We start from the raw sequence: 16,703 nt of genomic DNA on the forward strand, positions 1-16,703 counted from the left end.
TTCGTGCGGCCCGGGGGGCGGGTGGTACGAACCGACCGACACCGTCCCACCGTCCGCTGGCGCGAGAGGGAGTCCGGTGCGCGAGAGGGCACAACGCCCCCCGCCCCCGCCCGCGTGCGGAGGGGCGCCCAAGGCCGTCCACAAGCGGGCGTACGCCGGCACACCAGCGCACGCGACACACCGGAGCGCACGGCACGCCAGGCCGCGCGGCACCCCGCCGTACCACCCACGCTCTCGCCCCCGCCTCCCCCGTCACCGCATTCTCACCCCCACCTCCCCGTCACGTCCCCACCCGCTCCGTCGTCTCCTCCAGCATGATCGCGGCGGCCGGGCAGACCGCGGCGGCCTCGCGTACCGCCTCGTGCAGTTCGGCGGGCGGGCGGGCGTCGAGGAGGACGACGACACCGTCCTCGTCCCGCTGGTCGAAGACATCGGGCGCGGACAGCACACAGCTTCCGGCGCCGCAGCACTTGTCCTGGTCGACATGGACGCGCATGGGCTCTCTCCTTCGGGCAGGCGGTCAGGGTGTGCGGGGGCGGTCGGTCGAGGGGTGACGGACCGGCAGGCCGGGGCGTGGCGGGCCGAAGGCCCTCACCAGGCGATCGGCAGTGCGTGCACCCCGTAGATCCCCATGTCGTGGCGGAACGGGATCTCCTCGAACGGGACGGCGAGGCGCAGCCCGGGCAGGCGGCGCAGCAGGGTCTCCAGCGCGATCTGGAGTTCCACCCGGGCCAGCGGCTGGCCCAGGCACTGGTGGACGCCGAAGCCGAAGGCGACATGGCGGCGTGCGTCACGGCCGATGTCGAGGGTGTCCGCCTCGGGGAAGGCTGCGTCGTCGCGGTTGGCCGTGTTGAGCAGGCAGACCAGGCCCTCGCCGGCCCGCACGGTGCGGCCACCGACCGTGACGTCCTCGGTGGCGACCCGGGGGACGCCGTTGTGGACGATGGTGAGGTAGCGCAGCAGTTCCTCCACCGCGGGCTTGACCAGCGACGGGTCGGAACGGAGCCGGTCGAGCTGGTCGGGGTTGCGCAGCAGGGCGAGGGTCGACAGGGCCGTCATGTTGGCGGTCGTCTCGTGGCCGGCGACGAGCAGCAGCCGTCCCATGGAGGCGATGTCGGTGCTGCTCAGGTCGCCGCGGGCGACCAGGCGGCTGATGATCGCGTCGTCCGGCTTCTCGCGCTTGGTGTCGGCGAGACGGGTGAGGTAGCCGAGGAGTTCCTCCTGCGAGACGCGGACCTCGTCGGAGGTGGAACGGAGGCTGAGGAGGATGCGACTGCATTCCTGGAAGAAGGCGTGGTCCTCGTAGGGGACGCCGAGCAGCAGGCAGATGACCAGGGACGGCAGCGGCAGCGCGAACTCGGCGACCAGGTCGGCCTCGTCGCGGCCGTCGGTCATCCGGTCCAGCAGGTCGTCCGCGAGCCGCTGCACCTCGGGGCGCATCGCCTCCACCTTCTTGATCATGAAGTCGGAGGTGAGCATCCGGCGCATCCGGGCGTGCTCGGGATCGTCCATGCGGATGAAGGTCGGGCCGGTGCGGGCCACTTCCTTGATCCCGACGGTGACGAACGGGAAGCCCTTGTGGTGGGTCTCGGCGCTGAAACGCGGGTCCCCTAGGACGGCCCGGACGTCCTCGTAGCGGGTGACCAGCCAGCACGAGGTGCCGTCCCAGAGTGTGGCGCGGGTGAACGGCGCTTCGTGGCGGGCGTGGGTGACGGCGGGGGCCGGGTCGAAGGGGCAGCCGGCGGCGCGGGGCGCCGGGAAGGCGACGGGGGCGGATGCGTCGTCCGTCACGGGGGTGGTGCGGTGCGGTGCGGTCGTCATGCGGGGTCCTTCCACGGTCGGGTCACGGAGCGTGGTCCCGGGCCGGTGGGGCGCCGGGTGCGGTGTGCTCCGTGGCGGGTCGGAGATGTCCACGGCGAACGGGACGCGTTGACGAGCGGAAACCTGACGGCCTCCCGGCGAGCGGCGGCCTGGAGGCGGTCGGCCGGGGGCCGGGCGGGGAAGTCTTTACCTGACTAAAGCAATTAACTGGTCCCACGCTAGCCCCGGCGTGCGGGGCGTGGAAGGGGCGGGGCACGGCGCATTCGAGATTGGCTCAATGCCGTTGCCTCAGGCACTCGTTGTGCGGGCGGCGAATCCCCGCGACGGCCCCTCGGCCGACGTGCTCATGACGGCTACAGTTCCCCCAAGCCGGGGCCCGCGCCCGCACCGCACGTCGCGGGGCCAGGGGCGCCGCCGAGCACCATGACGTCGGAGGAGTTCAGGAGATGACAACGAGCCACGACGTCACGGCGGGCGGCCCCGCGCCCGGCGTCCAGGAACCGGCGGGCGGCCCCGCGCCCGGCGCCCGGGAACCGGCCGACGGCCGCGACCCCACCGTCGCCCTCCAGGGCGTACTGGCCACCCTCTCCTATCTCCTCACCCGCTCCCAGGCCCACGAACGCCAGGCGAGCCGGGCCGGCGTCCGCGCCACCCGCTCGGACCTGTGGCTGCTGACGGCCCTGGACTCCTGCGGCGGCGCCTGCCGGGTCGGCGACCTCGCCCAGCATCTGATGGTCGAGCCCTCCCACGTCACCCGCCAGATCGGCCAGTTGGAGTCCCAGAACCTCGTCGAACGCACCCCCGACTCCCACGACCGCCGCGCCCGCCGCGTCGCCATCACCCCTCACGGCAAGGTCGTCCTCCACCGCATGCAACAGGCCCGCCAGACCACCATCCGCCAGGCCCTCCACGGCTTCGACGACACCGCCATCGCCACCACCGCCGCCGTCCTCAACCGACTGGTCGAGCATGTGCGGTTGAGGGACGAGGAGGAAGGGGCGGGGGGAGCGGAATGAGGGGGGCGTTGTGGGCCGGCGTGCCGCCCGCAGCGCGTACGCCGGGCGCGTTTCAGGGCGTACGGGCGGGCGCGAGCCCCGGCTCGCGCTACTCGATCTCCACCCGCTCGCGCCCCGCGACACCACGGCCGTCCTTCCCGCCGTCCGCCTCCTCCGTCTGGCCCGCGTCCGGTGTGCCCAGGTTGCGACGGACGGAGTCGAGGATGGTCAGGCCCTGGCCGACCAGGCCGGCGGCGATCTCGCCGAGGCCGTCGGCGCCGTTGAGGACGTTGACCTGGGCGCCGGAGAGGCCGGTCGCGGCCTCCTTGACGATCTGCGGGAGCTGGTCGATCAGCATCCGGTCCAGTGCGACGCGGTCGTGCGAGGCGGCGGCCTCGGCCTGGATCTTCATCCGTTCGGCCTCGGCGAGCGCCAGCAGCCGTATCCGCTCGGCCTCCGCCTCGGCCGGCTTGACGACCTCGGCGACCAGTTCCTGCTGGCGCAACGATGCGGCCCGCTCGGCGAGTTCGGTCCGCGCGGCAAGTACCTCCTGCTGGGCGTGGGCCTGCGCCAGCGGGCCCGCCTGCGCGGACTCGGCCTGCGCGCGGTCCACCTCGGCGCTGTACCGCGCCTTGACGATCGCGGTCCGTCGGGCGTACTCGGCCTGGTTGCGGGCGGCCTCCTGCTCCGCCTCGGCCGCCGCCTGGGTGGCCTGCGCCTGGGCGATCTGCGCCTGGCGCTGGATGGCCGCGCGGTGCGGGGCGGACATCGCCTCGATGTAGCCGGTCTCCCCGTCGTCGATCGACTGGATCTGCAACGAGTCGACGATCAGCCCGATCTTCGCCATCTCCGTCTTCGACGTCTCCAGCACCTCGGTGGCGAGCTTCTGCCGCTCGGTGACGATCTCCTCGACGGTCATCGAGCCGATGATGGAGCGCAGATGACCGGCGAAGATCCGGCCCGTCAGTACCGACATCTGGCCCTGTTCGGACAGGAAGCGCTGCCCGGCGTTGACGATGCTCTCGGTGTCGTTGCCGACCTTGAACGCGATCACGGCGCGGACGGTCAGCTCGATGCCCTGCCGTGTCACACAGGTCTCCTCGACCTCGGCCTCGCGCATCGCCAACGTCAGAAAGCGCGTTTTGCGGAAGACCGGGAGCACGAATCTTCCGTGCCCGATCACCACGCGGAACGGTGCTTCCCCGTTGCCCCGCCTGCCCCCTGAGATCAGCATGGCCTGATCGGGAGCCGGTACCCGGTATCCGAACATCTTTGGTCCCCTCAGCCGGCGCCACCGGCACCGCCGGTCAGCGCGTCCAACGGATCGACCCAGGCGATGACCTCGACCGTGCGGGCGCCGCGGGAGGCGGTCACCAGGACCCGCGCCCCGACCGGCAGCGGAACGGCGGACCAGGCGAGAAACGCCTCGGAGCCTCCCCTGACCCGTACCAGGACCTCACCGGGCCCGTCCGCCCCTCGCGTACCGATGAGCAACTGGCCCATAGCGCCGATCACAGCGTCGTCCTGCGGCATCGACGGCTTCCCCCTCGCCATGGTCTCCTCGCGCCGACCCTAGCGCGCGGGATACGGGGCGCCTACGCGTCAACGGGACGTGACGTCACGGGTGTTACCCGTACGCGCGCCGCCGCCGGACGGGGCAAAAGCCGGACGTTCGTTATGCCATGCCGCCCGAGGAACCGCACGCGGCGCACCGCACCCCGAGGGGGCGGCCCTCGTGCTGGATGACGATCACGCCCCGTCCCGCGCAGCCGCAGCACGGGTGCAGACCGCCGCGCCAGGCCGTGTCGAGCACATGGTCCCTGAAGTACGCGATCATTTCCGCGTACTTGAGATTGGTCCACTCCTTCCTCATTCCGGACGTCCCTCCGCCGACCGGACCACATGCACGCCGCCACCGGCCCCGCCATCGGTCATCCGGCAACCGCCCTCACGACGAACGGACGGGTGCTTCGGTGCTCCATGTCGTCAACCTCCCGGGTTGCGGCCGAACCCCGGACCGGTCGCACGGCCGCAGGGGTTTTCTGTATGGCGTACGCATGTTCGGAATGCCGGGTCTTTCGCTTCCCTCCGGACCGCTCGACACCCGTGGGTGAAGGTGCGCGAGCGACCGCCGGACCCCGCATTCACGTTGGGTATCTTCAGCGTCGTGCTGTGGAGAGTCAGTTCACAACGCCGGACGCGTGCCACTGGCCAACTGTCACCAAAGGGGATGCGGTGAGCCGTCGCAATGCCATGGGAGGAACCGGTGTCACCAACGCCGCCGTTTTCGGTGAGGTGTTGCGGCACTTCCGGGAGGCTTGCGGCCTCACCCAGGCGGAGTTGGCGCGAAAAATTCCGTGCGATCGTTCCCATGTGGCCCGTATCGAAGGAGGAACGCGTGTTCCGCAGGAATCCTTTGCCGAGAAATGCGACGAAATCCTCTGCGCGGGCGGGGTGCTCCAGAAGCTGTGGAGCCGGATCGACTGGTATCCGGCGGTGGAACACCCCGACTGGTTCCAGCGCCGGGCCGACATGGACGCCGAGGCGGTCGCGGTCCGCGCCTACCAGACGCATGTCGTGCCCGGCCTGCTCCAGACGGAGGAGTACGCGCGGGCGCTGTTCCGCCAGGCGGCGTCCCGGGACAAGGCGGAGGACCACGTCAGGGCCCGGCTGAGCCGGCAGCGGCGGTTCCTGATGACGGACGGGCCGCTGCTCGTGGCCGTCCTGGACGAGAGCTGCCTGCGCAATGTCGTCGGAAACGCGGCGGTCATGCGCGGCCAGTGCCGGCATCTGCTGGCCGTCGGACGGCGTTCCAACATCCGGGTCCAGGTCAATCCCGCCGACCGGCCGCACCGTGTCCGGTCCGACATTTCCCTGTCCCTGATCACACTGCCCGACGGGCATGAGTGGGTGTATTCGGAGTCGTTGGACCGCGGGCATTTCAGCGACAATCCGGAGGTCCTCGCGCGGCACGCCAGGAACTACGACCTGTTGCGGGCGGATGCCCTTTCGGCTCATGAGTCGGCCGCTTTTATCACCTTCATGATGGAGGGGTACGGACATCAGGGGCAAGCGCGATATCGGCGTGGTGGCACGGGTCAAGAGCAGTTACCGCGGTCCCAACGGCGGCGACTGCGCCGAGGTGGTCCCCGGCTTCCCCGGCATCGTTCCCGTCCGTGACAGCAAGAACCCGCGGGGGCCGGCCCTCACATTCGGGGCGTCCACCTGGTCGTCCTTCCTGGCGTCCGTCCGACGGGGTGTGCCACGCGCCGCCTGATTCCTTGTGCGCGATGAGGTCACGCTTTTCCCTGGGAGAAGGCGGGATGCGTTCTTTCCGGGCCCGGGGGCAGATCCGTCCCGGGCCCGAGCAGCGGAACGGACGGCGGGGGCGCGGTCGGCCGGGCGTTGCCGGAGCGGTTACTCGGTTTTCTCCGCCGCCTCTGCCGCCTCTGCCGCCTCCCCCGTCTCCCTCTCCTCGGGGCCCCTGGGGCCGAAGATACGGCGTTCGGCCTCCGTGATGCGGAGGTCGTTGATGCTGGCCTCGCGGCGACGCATCAGGCCGTCCGGGGCGAACTCGCACAGTCCGTTGCCGTAGCTGCGCCACCACTGGCCGGACGCGTCATGGCACTCGTACGGGAAACGGACGGCGATGCGGTCGCCGCTGTACGACCAGAGCTGCTTGCGCAGGACGTAGCCGCGTTCGCGCGACCACTTCTCGCGCAGGAAGGACATGATGGCGTCGCGGCCGGTGAGGAAGGTGTCACGGTTCCGCCAGACGGAGTCCTCGGTGTAGGCGAGCGCGACGCGTTCGGGGTCGCGGGTGTTCCAGGCGTCCTCGGCGGCCTGGACCTTGAGGGCGGCGGTACGGGCGTCGAACGGCGGGAGCGGGGGACGCGGCGTCATGGGCGGCGGCTCCTTGTCGGGCGGGGACGCGGCCGGGCAAGGGCCGGCAAGTGGAGAACGGTCGTTCTCTTTGGTGGCGATCAGCGTAGAGAATGTTCGTTCTCCTGGGAAGAGGAGAGACGGCGAGGGGCGGTGCCGCAGGCCAGGAAGGCGTGGTGGAGGGTGAGTGCGGGGCCCGCGGGGCCGGAGAGCGGAGAGGTGGCAACGTGAAGGACCAGGAGGAGTTCCGCGCGCGGATACTCGACACCGCGGAGCGGCTGTTCTACGAGCGCGGCATCCAGGCCGTCGGCATGGACACCCTGCGCGCCGCCGCCGGTGTGTCGCTCAAGCGGCTCTACGGATGCTTCCCGTCCAAGGACGACCTGGTGGCGGAGTCCCTGCGGCGCCGCGACACGCGCTGGCGCGCCGAACTCGCCGCCCACCTCGACGCGTACACGGGCGCACCGGAGGACCGACCGCTCGCCGTGTTCGACTGGCTGGCCCTCTGGTGCGCGCGACCCGGCTTCCGTGGCTGCGCGTTCCTCAACTCCTTCGGCGAACTCGGCCCCACCTCGGAGCCGGTCGCACGGGTGGCGCGGGACCACAAACGCGCCGTGCGCGCGTATCTGGAAACGCTGCTGGCCGACCTTCCGGTACCCGATCCCCGCGTCCTGGCGGGGCGGTTGGCACTTCTGATGGACGGGGCGATCGTCGCGACCTCGGTGACCGGTGATCCGGAAGCGGTACGGGAGGCGCGTGCGGTGGCGGAGATGCTGCTCAAGACCGAGACCACCGCGGCGCGGTCGCGAGGGAAAAATCCACTTGCGTGACGCTCCGTCCGCCATGGCAGGCTGTGCCGGTCCGAGGTGGGGAGGAAAAGCCGATGGCGGCGGACAAGACGGTGGAAAAAACGGCCGGAAACCCGGGGGCGGAACAGAGCGGGACCGCCCGAATTCCGCTCTGTGAGCGGGTGAGCGCCCCGGAGAAGGTGGTGCTTCCGACCGCGGGGAAGGACCTGACCTGGCGCCCGGCGACGAAGGACGACATTCCCGAGCTGTTCACGCTGCTCCGCGCCGCGGCAGCCGTCGACCACCCCGCCACACTGGTGATGCGGGACGAACTCGAAGAGGATTTCCGTACCCCGGACTTCGATCCGTCCACGGATTCCGTGGTGGCCTTCGAACCCGGCGGCCGGGCGGTGGCCTACGGCACCGCCATCATGCGGGAGGGACAGCGGACGATCGCGTGGGTCAATCTCGACGGCGCGGTGCACCCGGAACGCCGCGGAGAAGGCATCGGAAGCGATCTGCTCCGCTGGCAGGAGGAGCGGGGCAGAGCGCATCTCGCCGGTTCGTCCGAAACCCTTCCGGGCTGGATCGCCGGGGGTGCCGAGGAGAGCGCCACTTCGACGGTGGAGCTCTTCCACAAGAACGGTTTCGAGTCCCTGCGCTGGTTCCTGGAACTCGACCGCGATCTCACCCGGCCGATACCCGATATCGAGCTGGATTCCGGGCTGCGGATCGTGCGTTACGGCCCCGAATGGTCGGAGCCGACACGGGAGGCGCACAACGCGGCGTTCCAGGACCATTGGGGTTCGCAGCCCGTCCGCCGGGACGTCTGGGAGTCCGCCGACCGGCTCGGGGTCACCCGCGCGGACCTCTCCTTTCTCGCGGTCGCCCGCGACGACGACGGCGGTGAACGCGTCGTCGGTTTCGTCCTCAGCGAGGTGAACAAGGAGGAGTGGGAGCCGCAGGGCTATTCCTTCGGATATCTCGGCTCGGTGGGCGTCCGACGGGAATGGCGCGGCCGCGGCATCGCCCAGGCCCTGATCACCCACGTCCTGCGCGCGTACCGCGACGAGGGCTTCGACCGGGCGGTTCTCGACGTCGACGCGGAAAGCCCGACGGGCGCGCTCGGCCTGTACGAAAGGCTCGGTTTCACCCTGGTCTCCCGGTCGGTGAGCCTGGTGAAGCAGTTCTAGAATCCCGCCCTGTTCCGTGACCGGGACGGCGGGAAACGGTCCGACGGCGGTACCGGATACGGCATGCGCGCCCGCATGCCGTATCCGGTACCGCCGTGACGACCGGCCGGCCCAAGGCCCATGAAACGGACTTCCGTCGGCGGACCGGATTCCGGCCCCGGAAAGCTCCGCCATGTACGAGCAGCGCGGCTTTCGCGCACCGGGGAATTCCCCGCGCCGTTCCTATCCCAGCACCCGCTTCAGACCGTCCAGGGCCTCCTCCAGGATTTCCCGGGTGATGGTCAGGGGCGGGGCGAGGCGAATGGTGGAGCCGTGGGTGTCCTTGACGAGAATGCCCTCGGCGAGGAGGCGTTCGCCGATCTCGCGGCCGGTCCCGAGGGCCGGGTCGATGTCCACGCCGGCCCACAGGCCACGGGCGCGGAAGCCGACGACGCCGTTGCCGGTCAGTGAGGTGAGTCCGGCGCGCAGGACCTCGCCGAGTTCCGTGGCGCGGCGCTGGTACTCGCCGGTCGCCAGCAGGTCGACGACCGCGGAACCGACCGCGGCGGACAGCGGATTGCCGCCGAACGTCGAACCGTGCTCGCCCGGCCGCAGGACGTCCATCACCTCCCGGCGGGCGACGACCGCGGAGACCGGGACGATGCCGCCGCCGAGGGCCTTGCCGAGCAGGAGGACGTCCGGGACGACGGACTCGTGGTCGACGGCGAGCGTGCGCCCCGTACGCCCCAGGCCGGACTGGATCTCGTCGGCGACGAAGAGGCAGCCGGCGCGGCGCGTCAGCTCGCGTACCCCGGCCAGATAGCCGTCGTCGGGGATGATCACGCCGGCCTCGCCCTGGATCGGCTCGATCAGCACGGCGGCGGTCGTCTCGTCCACGGCCGCTTCGAGTGCCGGGAGGTCGTTGTAGGGGACGATGCGGAAGCCGGGGGTGAAGGGGCCGAAGCCGGTGCGGGCGGTCTCGTCGGTGGAGAAGCCGACGATGGTGGTCGTACGGCCGTGGAAGTTGCCGTCGGCGACCACGATCGTGGCGCGGTCCGCCGGGACGCCCTTGACCTCGTACGCCCACTTCCGGGCGAGTTTGATGCCGCTCTCGACGGCCTCGGCGCCGGTGTTCATCGGCAGCACCATGTCCAGGCCGGTGAGGGCGGCCAGTCGCTCGGCGAAGCCGGCGAGGCGGTCGTGGTGGAAGGCGCGTGAGGTGAGGGTGAGTGCGTCGAGCTGGCGGTGGGCGGCCTCGATCAGGGCCGGGTGACGGTGGCCGAAATTGAGCGCCGAGTATCCGGCCAGCATGTCCAGATAGCGGCGCCCCTCGATGTCCTCGACCCAGACGTCCTCGGCGCGGGCGATCACCACGGGCAGCGGGTGGTAGTTGTGGGCGACGACGGGGGACTCCGCGCGGATCAGCTCCGCCGAGGAGCGGGAGGCGGTCGCGGTGGGTGCGGTCATGGACGGACCTCCTGGGTGCAGCACTTGATGCCGCCGCCGGCCTTGTGGAACTCCGACAGGTCGACGGGGACGGGGACGTAGCCGTGATGGGTGAGCCGGTCGTGGAGGCCGCGGGCCTGCGGCGCGATGAAGACGTGCCGGCCGTCGGAGACGGAGTTGAGGCCGAATGCCAGCGCGTCGTCCCGGGTGGCGATCACGGCGTGGGGGAAGAGGCGGCGCAGCACCTCGCGGCTGCCGGACGAGAACGCCCCCGGGTAGTACGCGATGTTCGCCCCGGAGGTGCCGCCGTCCGCCGCGTCCTCCAGGACGAACAGGGCGGTGTCCAGGTGGTAGAAGTACGGGTCCACCAACTGGAGGCCGACGGTCGGGATGCCGAAGAACTCCTGGACCTCGCGGTGGGCCGCCCGGCTGGTGCGGAAGCCGGTACCGGCCAGGATGAGCCCGCCCACGGGGACGAGATCGCCCTCGCCCTCGCACAGCGCCTCCGGCCGGTAGACCTCGTGGCCCGCCGCCTTGAACCAGGTCTCGTACTCGGCCGACTCCGGCCGCCGCTGCGGCGCGTGGAAGGACGAGCCGAAGACGCGCCCCTCCACGACGAGTGCCGCGTTCGCCGCGAACACCATGTCCGGCAGATCCGGCGCCGGGGCCACGTGCTCCACCGTGTGCCCGTACGCGCGATACGCGCGGACCAGCGTCTCCCATTGGCGCAGCGCCCGCTCCGTATCCACGGGCGCGTCGCCGGACATCCACGGATTGATGGTGTACCGCACGGTGAAATACCGGGGCTCGCAGACCAGGAAACGCCGCGTGCGCGGCTCCCGAGGCATCGGCACAGCAGGACCCTCCGCTTCCTCCGCTTCACGCGGAACCCACCGGGGACGCCTCCACGGTAGGAATCACCCCGCACGCCCGACAAGCGACGAACGCTGCGCAATGACGCAGGAAAGCTGCGCGGACTATGGGGTCCGGGACGGAATCATGCGCAGCCCGGAGTGCCCGCGCCGGGCCGCCGGAGGAGACCGGCCGGATTCCGGTGGTGCCGTCCTACGGGAGGGACGGTGCGTCCTCCTCGGGGGCCGCCTGGCGGGCGCCGGCCTCCGCGCTGTCCGGCAGCAGATGGCTCAGCACCAGATAGCTGATCGTCTTCCGGATGAACGGCTCGTCCCGGATGCGCTCCAGCACCTCCTCGAAGTGCGCCACATCCGTCGCCCGCACATGCAGCAGCGCGTCGGCGGCCCCGGTCACGGTCATCGCCGCGGTGATCTCCGGGTGGTTGCGCACCACTTCGGCCAGCCGGCGGGGCGGCGCCGCGCTGTCGCAGTAGACCTCGACGTACGCCTCCGTACGCCAGCCCAGCGCCGCGGGCCGCACCGTGGCGGTGAACCCGGTGATCACATTGTTCTCGCGGAGCCGGTCCACCCGCCGCTTGACGGCGGTGGCGGACAGTCCGATCGCCGCACCGATCTCGGCGAAACTCGTCCGCGCGTTGTCGATCAGCGCGGCGACGATCTGACGGTCGAGGTCGTCGAAGGGGGCGGGCCTGGGGGGCATGAGGGTCCTTGGGGGGAGGGGGCGGGAGGGAACAGGGGTGTGGCTGTGGTTTCCCTCGTGTCTCAGGAAGTCACACCGAAGAACGGAAGGCACGGTTCCAGGCCCTCGATGGTCACCGGGACCGTGCGGTGCTCCTCCCAGGCGGCGCGGTCCAGCCGCAGCCGCCGCAGCGTACGGGCCTCGCCCCGCACACTGGCCACACACATACCGTCCGGCCGGTAGCCGAGCCGCCGGGAGACCGCGAGCGAACGCGGGTTGTCCGTCATCGCGGACGAGGTGACGAAGCGCGCGCCGAGCCCGGCGAAGGCCAGGTGCAGCACCGCCGCCCGCATCTCCGTACCGATGCCCCGCCCCTGATGGGCGAGTCCCAGCCATGATCCGGTACTCGCCTCACGGGTCACCGCGAACTCGGTGGCGGACAGATCCTGCCGCCCCACCACCCTCCCCTCGCACACCACCGCCAGGGACAACTCCCATTCCCGCGCGTTCCATTGCGCGACCGTGCTCAGAACATGCTGGAAGACCCCGCGCCCCCGCTCCTCGGGGGACACATCCGTCCACGGAACGGTGAACGGCTGATCCGCCGCGTCGTGCACCCCGCCCGCGGCGAGCTCCGCCAACTCGGCGAGAAGCGGCAGATCCGGGAGCCGCAGGACGAGGCGCGGGGTGGTGATCCGGAGGCCGTACAGCGGCCAGACGTGTGATGTCATGGGAGGAGGGTGCCGAATCCGGTCCGGGTGCGTCGAGCGACGGGCGGTGGCCGCTCTGACGTCCCTGTGGGGTACTGGCGGGGGCGTCCAGTCAGCGGGGCGAAGATCGCATCAAGGCGGTGTCCGAGGGGCGCGTCGGCTAGGCGGCGTAGGAGAGGAAGTCCCGTACGACCGGGATGAGCTGATGGTCATTCAATATGTCACGCAGCTCGGCCAGGGTGTTGGTGGTGCGGGCGGATTCAACTCCGCCCATGACGGTGATCACTTGGTGGCCGACGTCGACGGCGGCGTCCACGTCGCCCACCGCGAGATGGGCCTCGGCCTGGCGTGCGAGATAGATGGCGGTGCCGCGCGCTTCGCGGTCGCGGTCGTAGGGATCGGAGTGTGCCACGGCGGCGGCGAAGTTCTCCAGGGCCCGCTTCGGCTCGCCCAGGGACAGGGCGGAGCTGGCGGCTACTTGATGCAGTTCGCCGTGGGTGATCCAGTACATCGACGGAAGGTCCTCGCTCGGCGGTGGCGCCGTGTCGTACGCGGTGAAGGCCGCGTCCACCGCGTGCCAGGCAGCGGTGGCGTCGCCGGCCTTGGAGTGGGCGCGGGCGGCCCGGGCATGCAGCATCGCTATCACCCGCGGTGAAGTGATCTTGTGCCGGTCGGACAGGGCTCCGTCGATCATGTGGAGGGCGCCACGAGGGTCGCCGGCGTTGTAGCGCAGGTTCAGGGTGTTCGCGCCGAGGGTGGGGTCGGCGGCGGAGCCGGAGGCGCGCAATGAGGCGAGGAAGTGCCGCTCGGAGGCACCGAGGTGTCCGGCGTCGTAGGCACACCAGCCGGCCAGCCGGGCCGCCTCCGCAGCGCAACCGAACAGTCTTCGGCCCGTAGAGGTGGAGTAGGAGGCGTCTTTCAGCAGGCTGCTGATCAGACGTATGGGCGTCGGTCACCCACGCGACTCCGCTGAGGCGGGACGCAACGTATGACCACCGGGCCCGGCAGGCCGCCCTCGGTATAGAGCTGCATCACACCGACGGTCGGACCACGCAATCGGTGCTGGTCCTCGACCCGGACCAGGTGGAGCTTTACGCCATCCAATTCGAACAGCTCATCGTCAAGCGCGAGCAGGCCCGCCAGGCGGGCCGGTGACTCCGCCAAAGTCACCTGATGGAGGCATCATGCACGACACACGGTTGAACGACCTCGAAGGCCGTACGGTGTTGATCACTGGCGGCGCCGGTCTGATCGGCAGCCGCATCGCGGCCTGTCTGCGCGGGTTCGGGGCACGGCCGATCTCGCTGTGCACCCTGGACGCCTATCCGGTGAACGTCTACAGCGGGCTGTTCGGCGTTGACGCCGCTGACCCGGACGTCATCGTCGGTAACGTCCAGGACCCGAGCGTGGTCGAGAAGGCGCTCGCCGAGTCCGACTACGTGATCCATGCCGCCGCGCTGGCGGACGTCGCGGCCTGTACCCGCAGGCCCATGGCCGCGCTCCACACCAACATCACCGGCACACAGGTGCTTCTCGACGCGGTGGCCTCCTGCGAGCGGATCCGCCGGCTGGTCTTCGTCTCCTCGGCCAGTGTGTACGGCAACGGCAACCCGGAGGACTGGGCCCGCCCCTGCGACGAATACCGGACCGTACGGCAGCTCCTGGAAGCGGTCTACGGCCCAGTAGCGCCGCAGTTCCACGAGCGCAGCCAGCTGCGGCCGATGTCCGTCTACGCCAACACCAAGGCGTGGGGTGAGACCCAGACCGCGCTGACCTTGGGCGCGGTGCACACTTCGTACACGATCGTGCGGTACTTCTCGGTCTACGGGGAGCCGCAGGTCGTCAAGGAGAACAGCCACTTCTGGGGGGTGGCCTGGTTTGCCACTCGCGCTGCTCTCGGCCTGCCGCTGCACCTCAACGGCGGCGGCCGTCAGACCCGCGACCTGGTCCACGTTGAGGACATCGCCGCCGCCACGGTACGAGCGCTGGTGGCTCCGCGAGCCCACAACGAGACGATCAACATCGGCACCGGTACCCCGACCAGCATCCGCACCGTCGCGGAACTGGTCGCCGAGCAGTACCCGCGGACGCGGTTCGTGGAGACGCCGATGCCGCCCGGCGACCCGCTCGGCGGCTACGCGGCCACCCACCGCATGGAGACCGTGCTCGGCTGGCGGCCGACCATCACGGTCAAGGAAGGAGTGACCCGCTACGCGCACTGGTTGAGCAAGACCCCCGAGGCGATCCCGACCTGGTTGCAGACCGAGAGCGGGGCCGTGACCGCCTGATCCCCGCTCAGATGACCGGAGGGCGGCCCAGCCGGGTCATCCGCCACACCGTGGCCCACCGCATCGGCCGACGGGGTGGGCATGGCGTGCGCAGGCCCTCGGCGAAGCCGCCGGCCCAGGACCGAAGCCCCGCTGCCGACGGGGTGCGGATCACCGTCAGCGCGGTCCACATGCCCAGGTAGAGAGGAACAAGAGGGGCGGGAAGGTGCCTCTTGGCGAGCCACACACGGTTGCGCGCGACCATGCGGTGGAAGACCGCATGCCGGGTCGGCGACGTCCATGGATGCCGCAGCACCAGCGCCGGCTCGTAGAGCACCTTCCAGCCCGCGTCCAGCGCCCGCCAGGCCAGGTCGGTCTCCTCATGGGCGTAGAAGAACGGCTCGGGCCAGCCCCCGATCTTCTCCAGCATCCGCATCGACAGCCCGTGCCCGCCACCGAGAAAAGTCGTCACAAGCCCGCCCCGCATCGGATCCGCAGCGCGCAGGCGCGGAACATGACGTCGCTGAGTACGGCCCTGCTCGTCGGCGATGCGGAAGCTGACGATGCCCAACCGCTCATCAGCCCGGTACAGCTCGACGAGCCGGGTGAAGACGTCCGGGCTGATCAGCAGTCCGTCGTCGTCCAGGTCCACCACGACATCGACATCCCCGAACTCCTTCAGCCGGTCCAGGGCCGCGTTCCGTCCGCCGGAGACGCCCAGGTTCTCCGGCAGTTCCAGCCCGGTCACCCCCTCGGGGAGTGTCGGCAGCGGCGAGCCGTTGCCGACGACCACCACCCGTGTCGCAGGCGTCTCCTGCTCGGCCACCGTCTCCAGCAGTTCGGCCAGCTCGGCGGGGCGCGTGCCCATGGTCAAAATGGCGACGCCGACGCGCGGGTGACGCACGGATGAACTCCGTTCCTCGGGCTGTGGTGCCCGTGATGCTAGCCGCCTCAAGGACCGGCCACCGACCACACACCGGGAGACCTCACTGATGCCAACCATCCGCCTCGGCGACTACCTCACTGCCCCCACCGACGGGATGTTCGACGGCACCCCGTACGAGCAGATGGAGAAGACAGAACTGGCCGGCTTCCTCGCGGTCTGGGACGACCGGCACCGCCAGGCCCTCGCCCGGTTGCCGCGGCGGATCCACCCGACAGCGATCATCGGCGACGACGTGATCATCGGCCCGTACGTGCGCGTATGGGAGTTCTCCACCGTCCGCTCCGGCTCCGTGCTGTGCACCGGTGTCTCCGTCGGCTTCAACTGCGAGGTCACCCGCTCATTCCTCGGAGAGCGGGCGATTCTCGGGCACCGCATAGGGATCAACCGCACCCTCGTCGGCGCCGACGCCCACCTGTCCGCCAACCTCACCGTCGCCGCCATCAGCATGTGGAGCCCCCACATGGCCAGGCCCGAGCGGGAGATTGTCCTACGTGCCCCCGGTGGGCTCTACCGGTGCGGCACCCCGCAGTTCGGTGCCCTGATCGGCGACCGGCTCCAGACCGGAAACAGCATCAGCCTTGGCCCCGGTCTCGCCGTCGGCCGGGACTGCCGGATCGCCAGCGGCGTCACCCTGACGGGACGGACCATCCCCGACCACAGCGTCATCTCCGCCCCGCACACCGCCGACGTCCACGTACGCCGGCGGCCCGCCCGAGGCGAGCGCGATCACGTTCGTTGACGGCGCCGTGCGAAGGCGGCGGCGATCGCTATCGCCACGGTGGTGTTGGCGGTGGTCCAGAACACGAGCTTGGCGTTCGGCCCGTTGACCGTCCGCAACTCCCCGTCTGCGTGGCGGCAGAACGAGTCGGGCGGGAAATACTGCGGGACGGGAGTACTGCGCGTGCTGTAGCAGGGCGACGTTTCGGGGAACAGGCTCGGCTGCGCGCGCTGCGAGAGGGCCCAGCCGACGAACACCGTCAGCCACCCGGCCAGCAAGAACACGGTCAGCATCCAGCCGGGGACTCTCGCTCGCCGCCCCAGCAGCCAGACCAGCAAGGTCGGCATGACGAAAACGACGAACGCGACGAACAGCAGGATCAGAGCCTTCATGATCCTTCATGGTCC

The 16,703-nt window shown here is 70.5% G+C and carries 20 protein-coding genes; 7 read left to right on the forward strand and 13 right to left on the reverse strand.

The features are described 5' to 3' along the window. Nucleotides 1-280: 280 nt before the first annotated feature. Nucleotides 281-496: a ferredoxin gene (locus AC51EU_RS05045; RefSeq protein ID WP_496265417.1), complete on the reverse strand. Its 216-nt coding sequence runs from the start codon at nt 494-496 to the stop codon at nt 281-283. A gap of 95 nt (nt 497-591) precedes the next feature. Next, nucleotides 592-1,821, reverse strand: a complete 1,230-nt coding sequence (locus AC51EU_RS05050; protein ID WP_496265418.1) for a cytochrome P450 — start codon at nt 1,819-1,821, stop codon at nt 592-594. A 446-nt stretch (nt 1,822-2,267) separates the two neighbouring features. On the opposite strand from AC51EU_RS05050, the gene AC51EU_RS05055 reads away from it, so the two are divergent. Continuing rightward, nucleotides 2,268-2,837, forward strand: a complete 570-nt coding sequence (locus AC51EU_RS05055; RefSeq protein ID WP_496265419.1) for a MarR family winged helix-turn-helix transcriptional regulator — start codon at nt 2,268-2,270, stop codon at nt 2,835-2,837. 88 nt (nt 2,838-2,925) lie between these two features. On the opposite strand, the gene AC51EU_RS05060 is transcribed toward AC51EU_RS05055, so the two are convergent. From AC51EU_RS05060 to AC51EU_RS05070, 3 genes are all read right to left on the reverse strand, one after another. Beyond that, nucleotides 2,926-4,086 (reverse strand): SPFH domain-containing protein, encoded by a 1,161-nt coding sequence (locus AC51EU_RS05060; RefSeq protein WP_496265420.1) that lies wholly within the window; start codon nt 4,084-4,086, stop codon nt 2,926-2,928. 11 nt (nt 4,087-4,097) lie between these two features. Beyond that, on the reverse strand, nt 4,098-4,349 hold the full coding sequence (locus AC51EU_RS05065) for an NfeD C-terminal domain-containing protein (RefSeq protein WP_496265453.1): 252 nt from the start codon (nt 4,347-4,349) through the stop codon (nt 4,098-4,100). Nucleotides 4,350-4,491: 142 nt separating this feature from the next. Then, nucleotides 4,492-4,689 (reverse strand): hypothetical protein, encoded by a 198-nt coding sequence (locus AC51EU_RS05070; RefSeq protein ID WP_496265421.1) that lies wholly within the window; start codon nt 4,687-4,689, stop codon nt 4,492-4,494. 362 nt (nt 4,690-5,051) lie between these two features. On the opposite strand from AC51EU_RS05070, the gene AC51EU_RS05075 reads away from it, so the two are divergent. Together AC51EU_RS05075 and AC51EU_RS05080 are read left to right on the forward strand one after the other, a co-directional pair. Continuing rightward, nucleotides 5,052-5,996, forward strand: coding sequence for a helix-turn-helix domain-containing protein (locus AC51EU_RS05075; RefSeq protein WP_496265454.1), 945 nt, complete (start codon nt 5,052-5,054; stop codon nt 5,994-5,996). Next, nucleotides 5,959-6,093 (forward strand): DUF397 domain-containing protein, encoded by a 135-nt coding sequence (locus tag AC51EU_RS05080; RefSeq protein WP_496265422.1) that lies wholly within the window; start codon nt 5,959-5,961, stop codon nt 6,091-6,093. The genes AC51EU_RS05075 and AC51EU_RS05080 overlap by 38 nt, the downstream gene beginning before the upstream one ends. Nucleotides 6,094-6,233: 140 nt before the next feature. Here the strand turns inward: AC51EU_RS05080 and AC51EU_RS05085 are convergent, their stop codons facing one another. Continuing rightward, a complete protein-coding gene (locus AC51EU_RS05085; RefSeq protein ID WP_496265423.1) occupies nt 6,234-6,719 on the reverse strand; it encodes a nuclear transport factor 2 family protein in 486 nt (161 codons plus the stop codon). A gap of 206 nt (nt 6,720-6,925) precedes the next feature. Here AC51EU_RS05085 and AC51EU_RS05090 point away from each other — a divergent pair, with 206 nt between their 5' ends. Together AC51EU_RS05090 and AC51EU_RS05095 are read left to right on the forward strand one after the other, a co-directional pair. Next, a complete protein-coding gene (locus AC51EU_RS05090; protein ID WP_496265424.1) occupies nt 6,926-7,528 on the forward strand; it encodes a TetR/AcrR family transcriptional regulator in 603 nt (200 codons plus the stop codon). Between the two features lie 140 nt (nt 7,529-7,668). After that, on the forward strand, nt 7,669-8,679 hold the full coding sequence (locus tag AC51EU_RS05095; RefSeq protein ID WP_496265425.1) for a GNAT family N-acetyltransferase: 1,011 nt from the start codon (nt 7,669-7,671) through the stop codon (nt 8,677-8,679). 222 nt (nt 8,680-8,901) lie between these two features. On the opposite strand, the gene rocD is transcribed toward AC51EU_RS05095, so the two are convergent. From rocD to AC51EU_RS05120, 5 genes are all read right to left on the reverse strand, one after another. After that, complete coding sequence (gene rocD / locus AC51EU_RS05100; protein WP_496265426.1) at nt 8,902-10,125, reverse strand: ornithine--oxo-acid transaminase; 1,224 nt, start codon at nt 10,123-10,125, stop codon at nt 8,902-8,904. Beyond that, nucleotides 10,122-10,952: a dimethylargininase gene (ddaH, locus tag AC51EU_RS05105; RefSeq protein ID WP_496265455.1), complete on the reverse strand. Its 831-nt coding sequence runs from the start codon at nt 10,950-10,952 to the stop codon at nt 10,122-10,124. The genes rocD and ddaH overlap by 4 nt, the downstream gene beginning before the upstream one ends. Nucleotides 10,953-11,169: 217 nt before the next feature. Then, entirely contained in the window at nt 11,170-11,676 is a 507-nt protein-coding gene (locus tag AC51EU_RS05110) for an Lrp/AsnC family transcriptional regulator (RefSeq protein ID WP_496265427.1), read from the reverse strand. Nucleotides 11,677-11,738: 62 nt separating this feature from the next. Continuing rightward, on the reverse strand, nt 11,739-12,386 hold the full coding sequence (locus AC51EU_RS05115) for a GNAT family N-acetyltransferase (RefSeq protein ID WP_496265428.1): 648 nt from the start codon (nt 12,384-12,386) through the stop codon (nt 11,739-11,741). A gap of 139 nt (nt 12,387-12,525) precedes the next feature. Beyond that, nucleotides 12,526-13,308, reverse strand: a complete 783-nt coding sequence (locus AC51EU_RS05120; protein WP_496265456.1) for an NsdA family TPR-like regulatory protein — start codon at nt 13,306-13,308, stop codon at nt 12,526-12,528. A gap of 241 nt (nt 13,309-13,549) precedes the next feature. On the opposite strand from AC51EU_RS05120, the gene AC51EU_RS05125 reads away from it, so the two are divergent. Beyond that, nucleotides 13,550-14,653 carry an NAD-dependent epimerase/dehydratase family protein gene (locus tag AC51EU_RS05125; protein ID WP_496265429.1) on the forward strand — a complete coding sequence of 368 codons (1,104 nt, stop codon included), beginning with the start codon at nt 13,550-13,552 and terminating at the stop codon, nt 14,651-14,653. 7 nt (nt 14,654-14,660) lie between these two features. On the opposite strand, the gene AC51EU_RS05130 is transcribed toward AC51EU_RS05125, so the two are convergent. Continuing rightward, complete coding sequence (locus AC51EU_RS05130; protein WP_496265430.1) at nt 14,661-15,536, reverse strand: glycosyltransferase family 2 protein; 876 nt, start codon at nt 15,534-15,536, stop codon at nt 14,661-14,663. A gap of 88 nt (nt 15,537-15,624) precedes the next feature. Between AC51EU_RS05130 and AC51EU_RS05135 the strand changes: the two genes are divergently transcribed. After that, nucleotides 15,625-16,317 (forward strand): LbetaH domain-containing protein, encoded by a 693-nt coding sequence (locus AC51EU_RS05135; protein ID WP_496265431.1) that lies wholly within the window; start codon nt 15,625-15,627, stop codon nt 16,315-16,317. Here AC51EU_RS05135 and AC51EU_RS05140 read toward each other — a convergent pair. Next, nucleotides 16,305-16,688, reverse strand: coding sequence for a hypothetical protein (locus tag AC51EU_RS05140; RefSeq protein ID WP_496265432.1), 384 nt, complete (start codon nt 16,686-16,688; stop codon nt 16,305-16,307). The genes AC51EU_RS05135 and AC51EU_RS05140 overlap by 13 nt on opposite strands. Nucleotides 16,689-16,703 lie beyond the last annotated feature (15 nt).

Source organism: Candidatus Streptomyces philanthi (assembly GCF_059553635.1).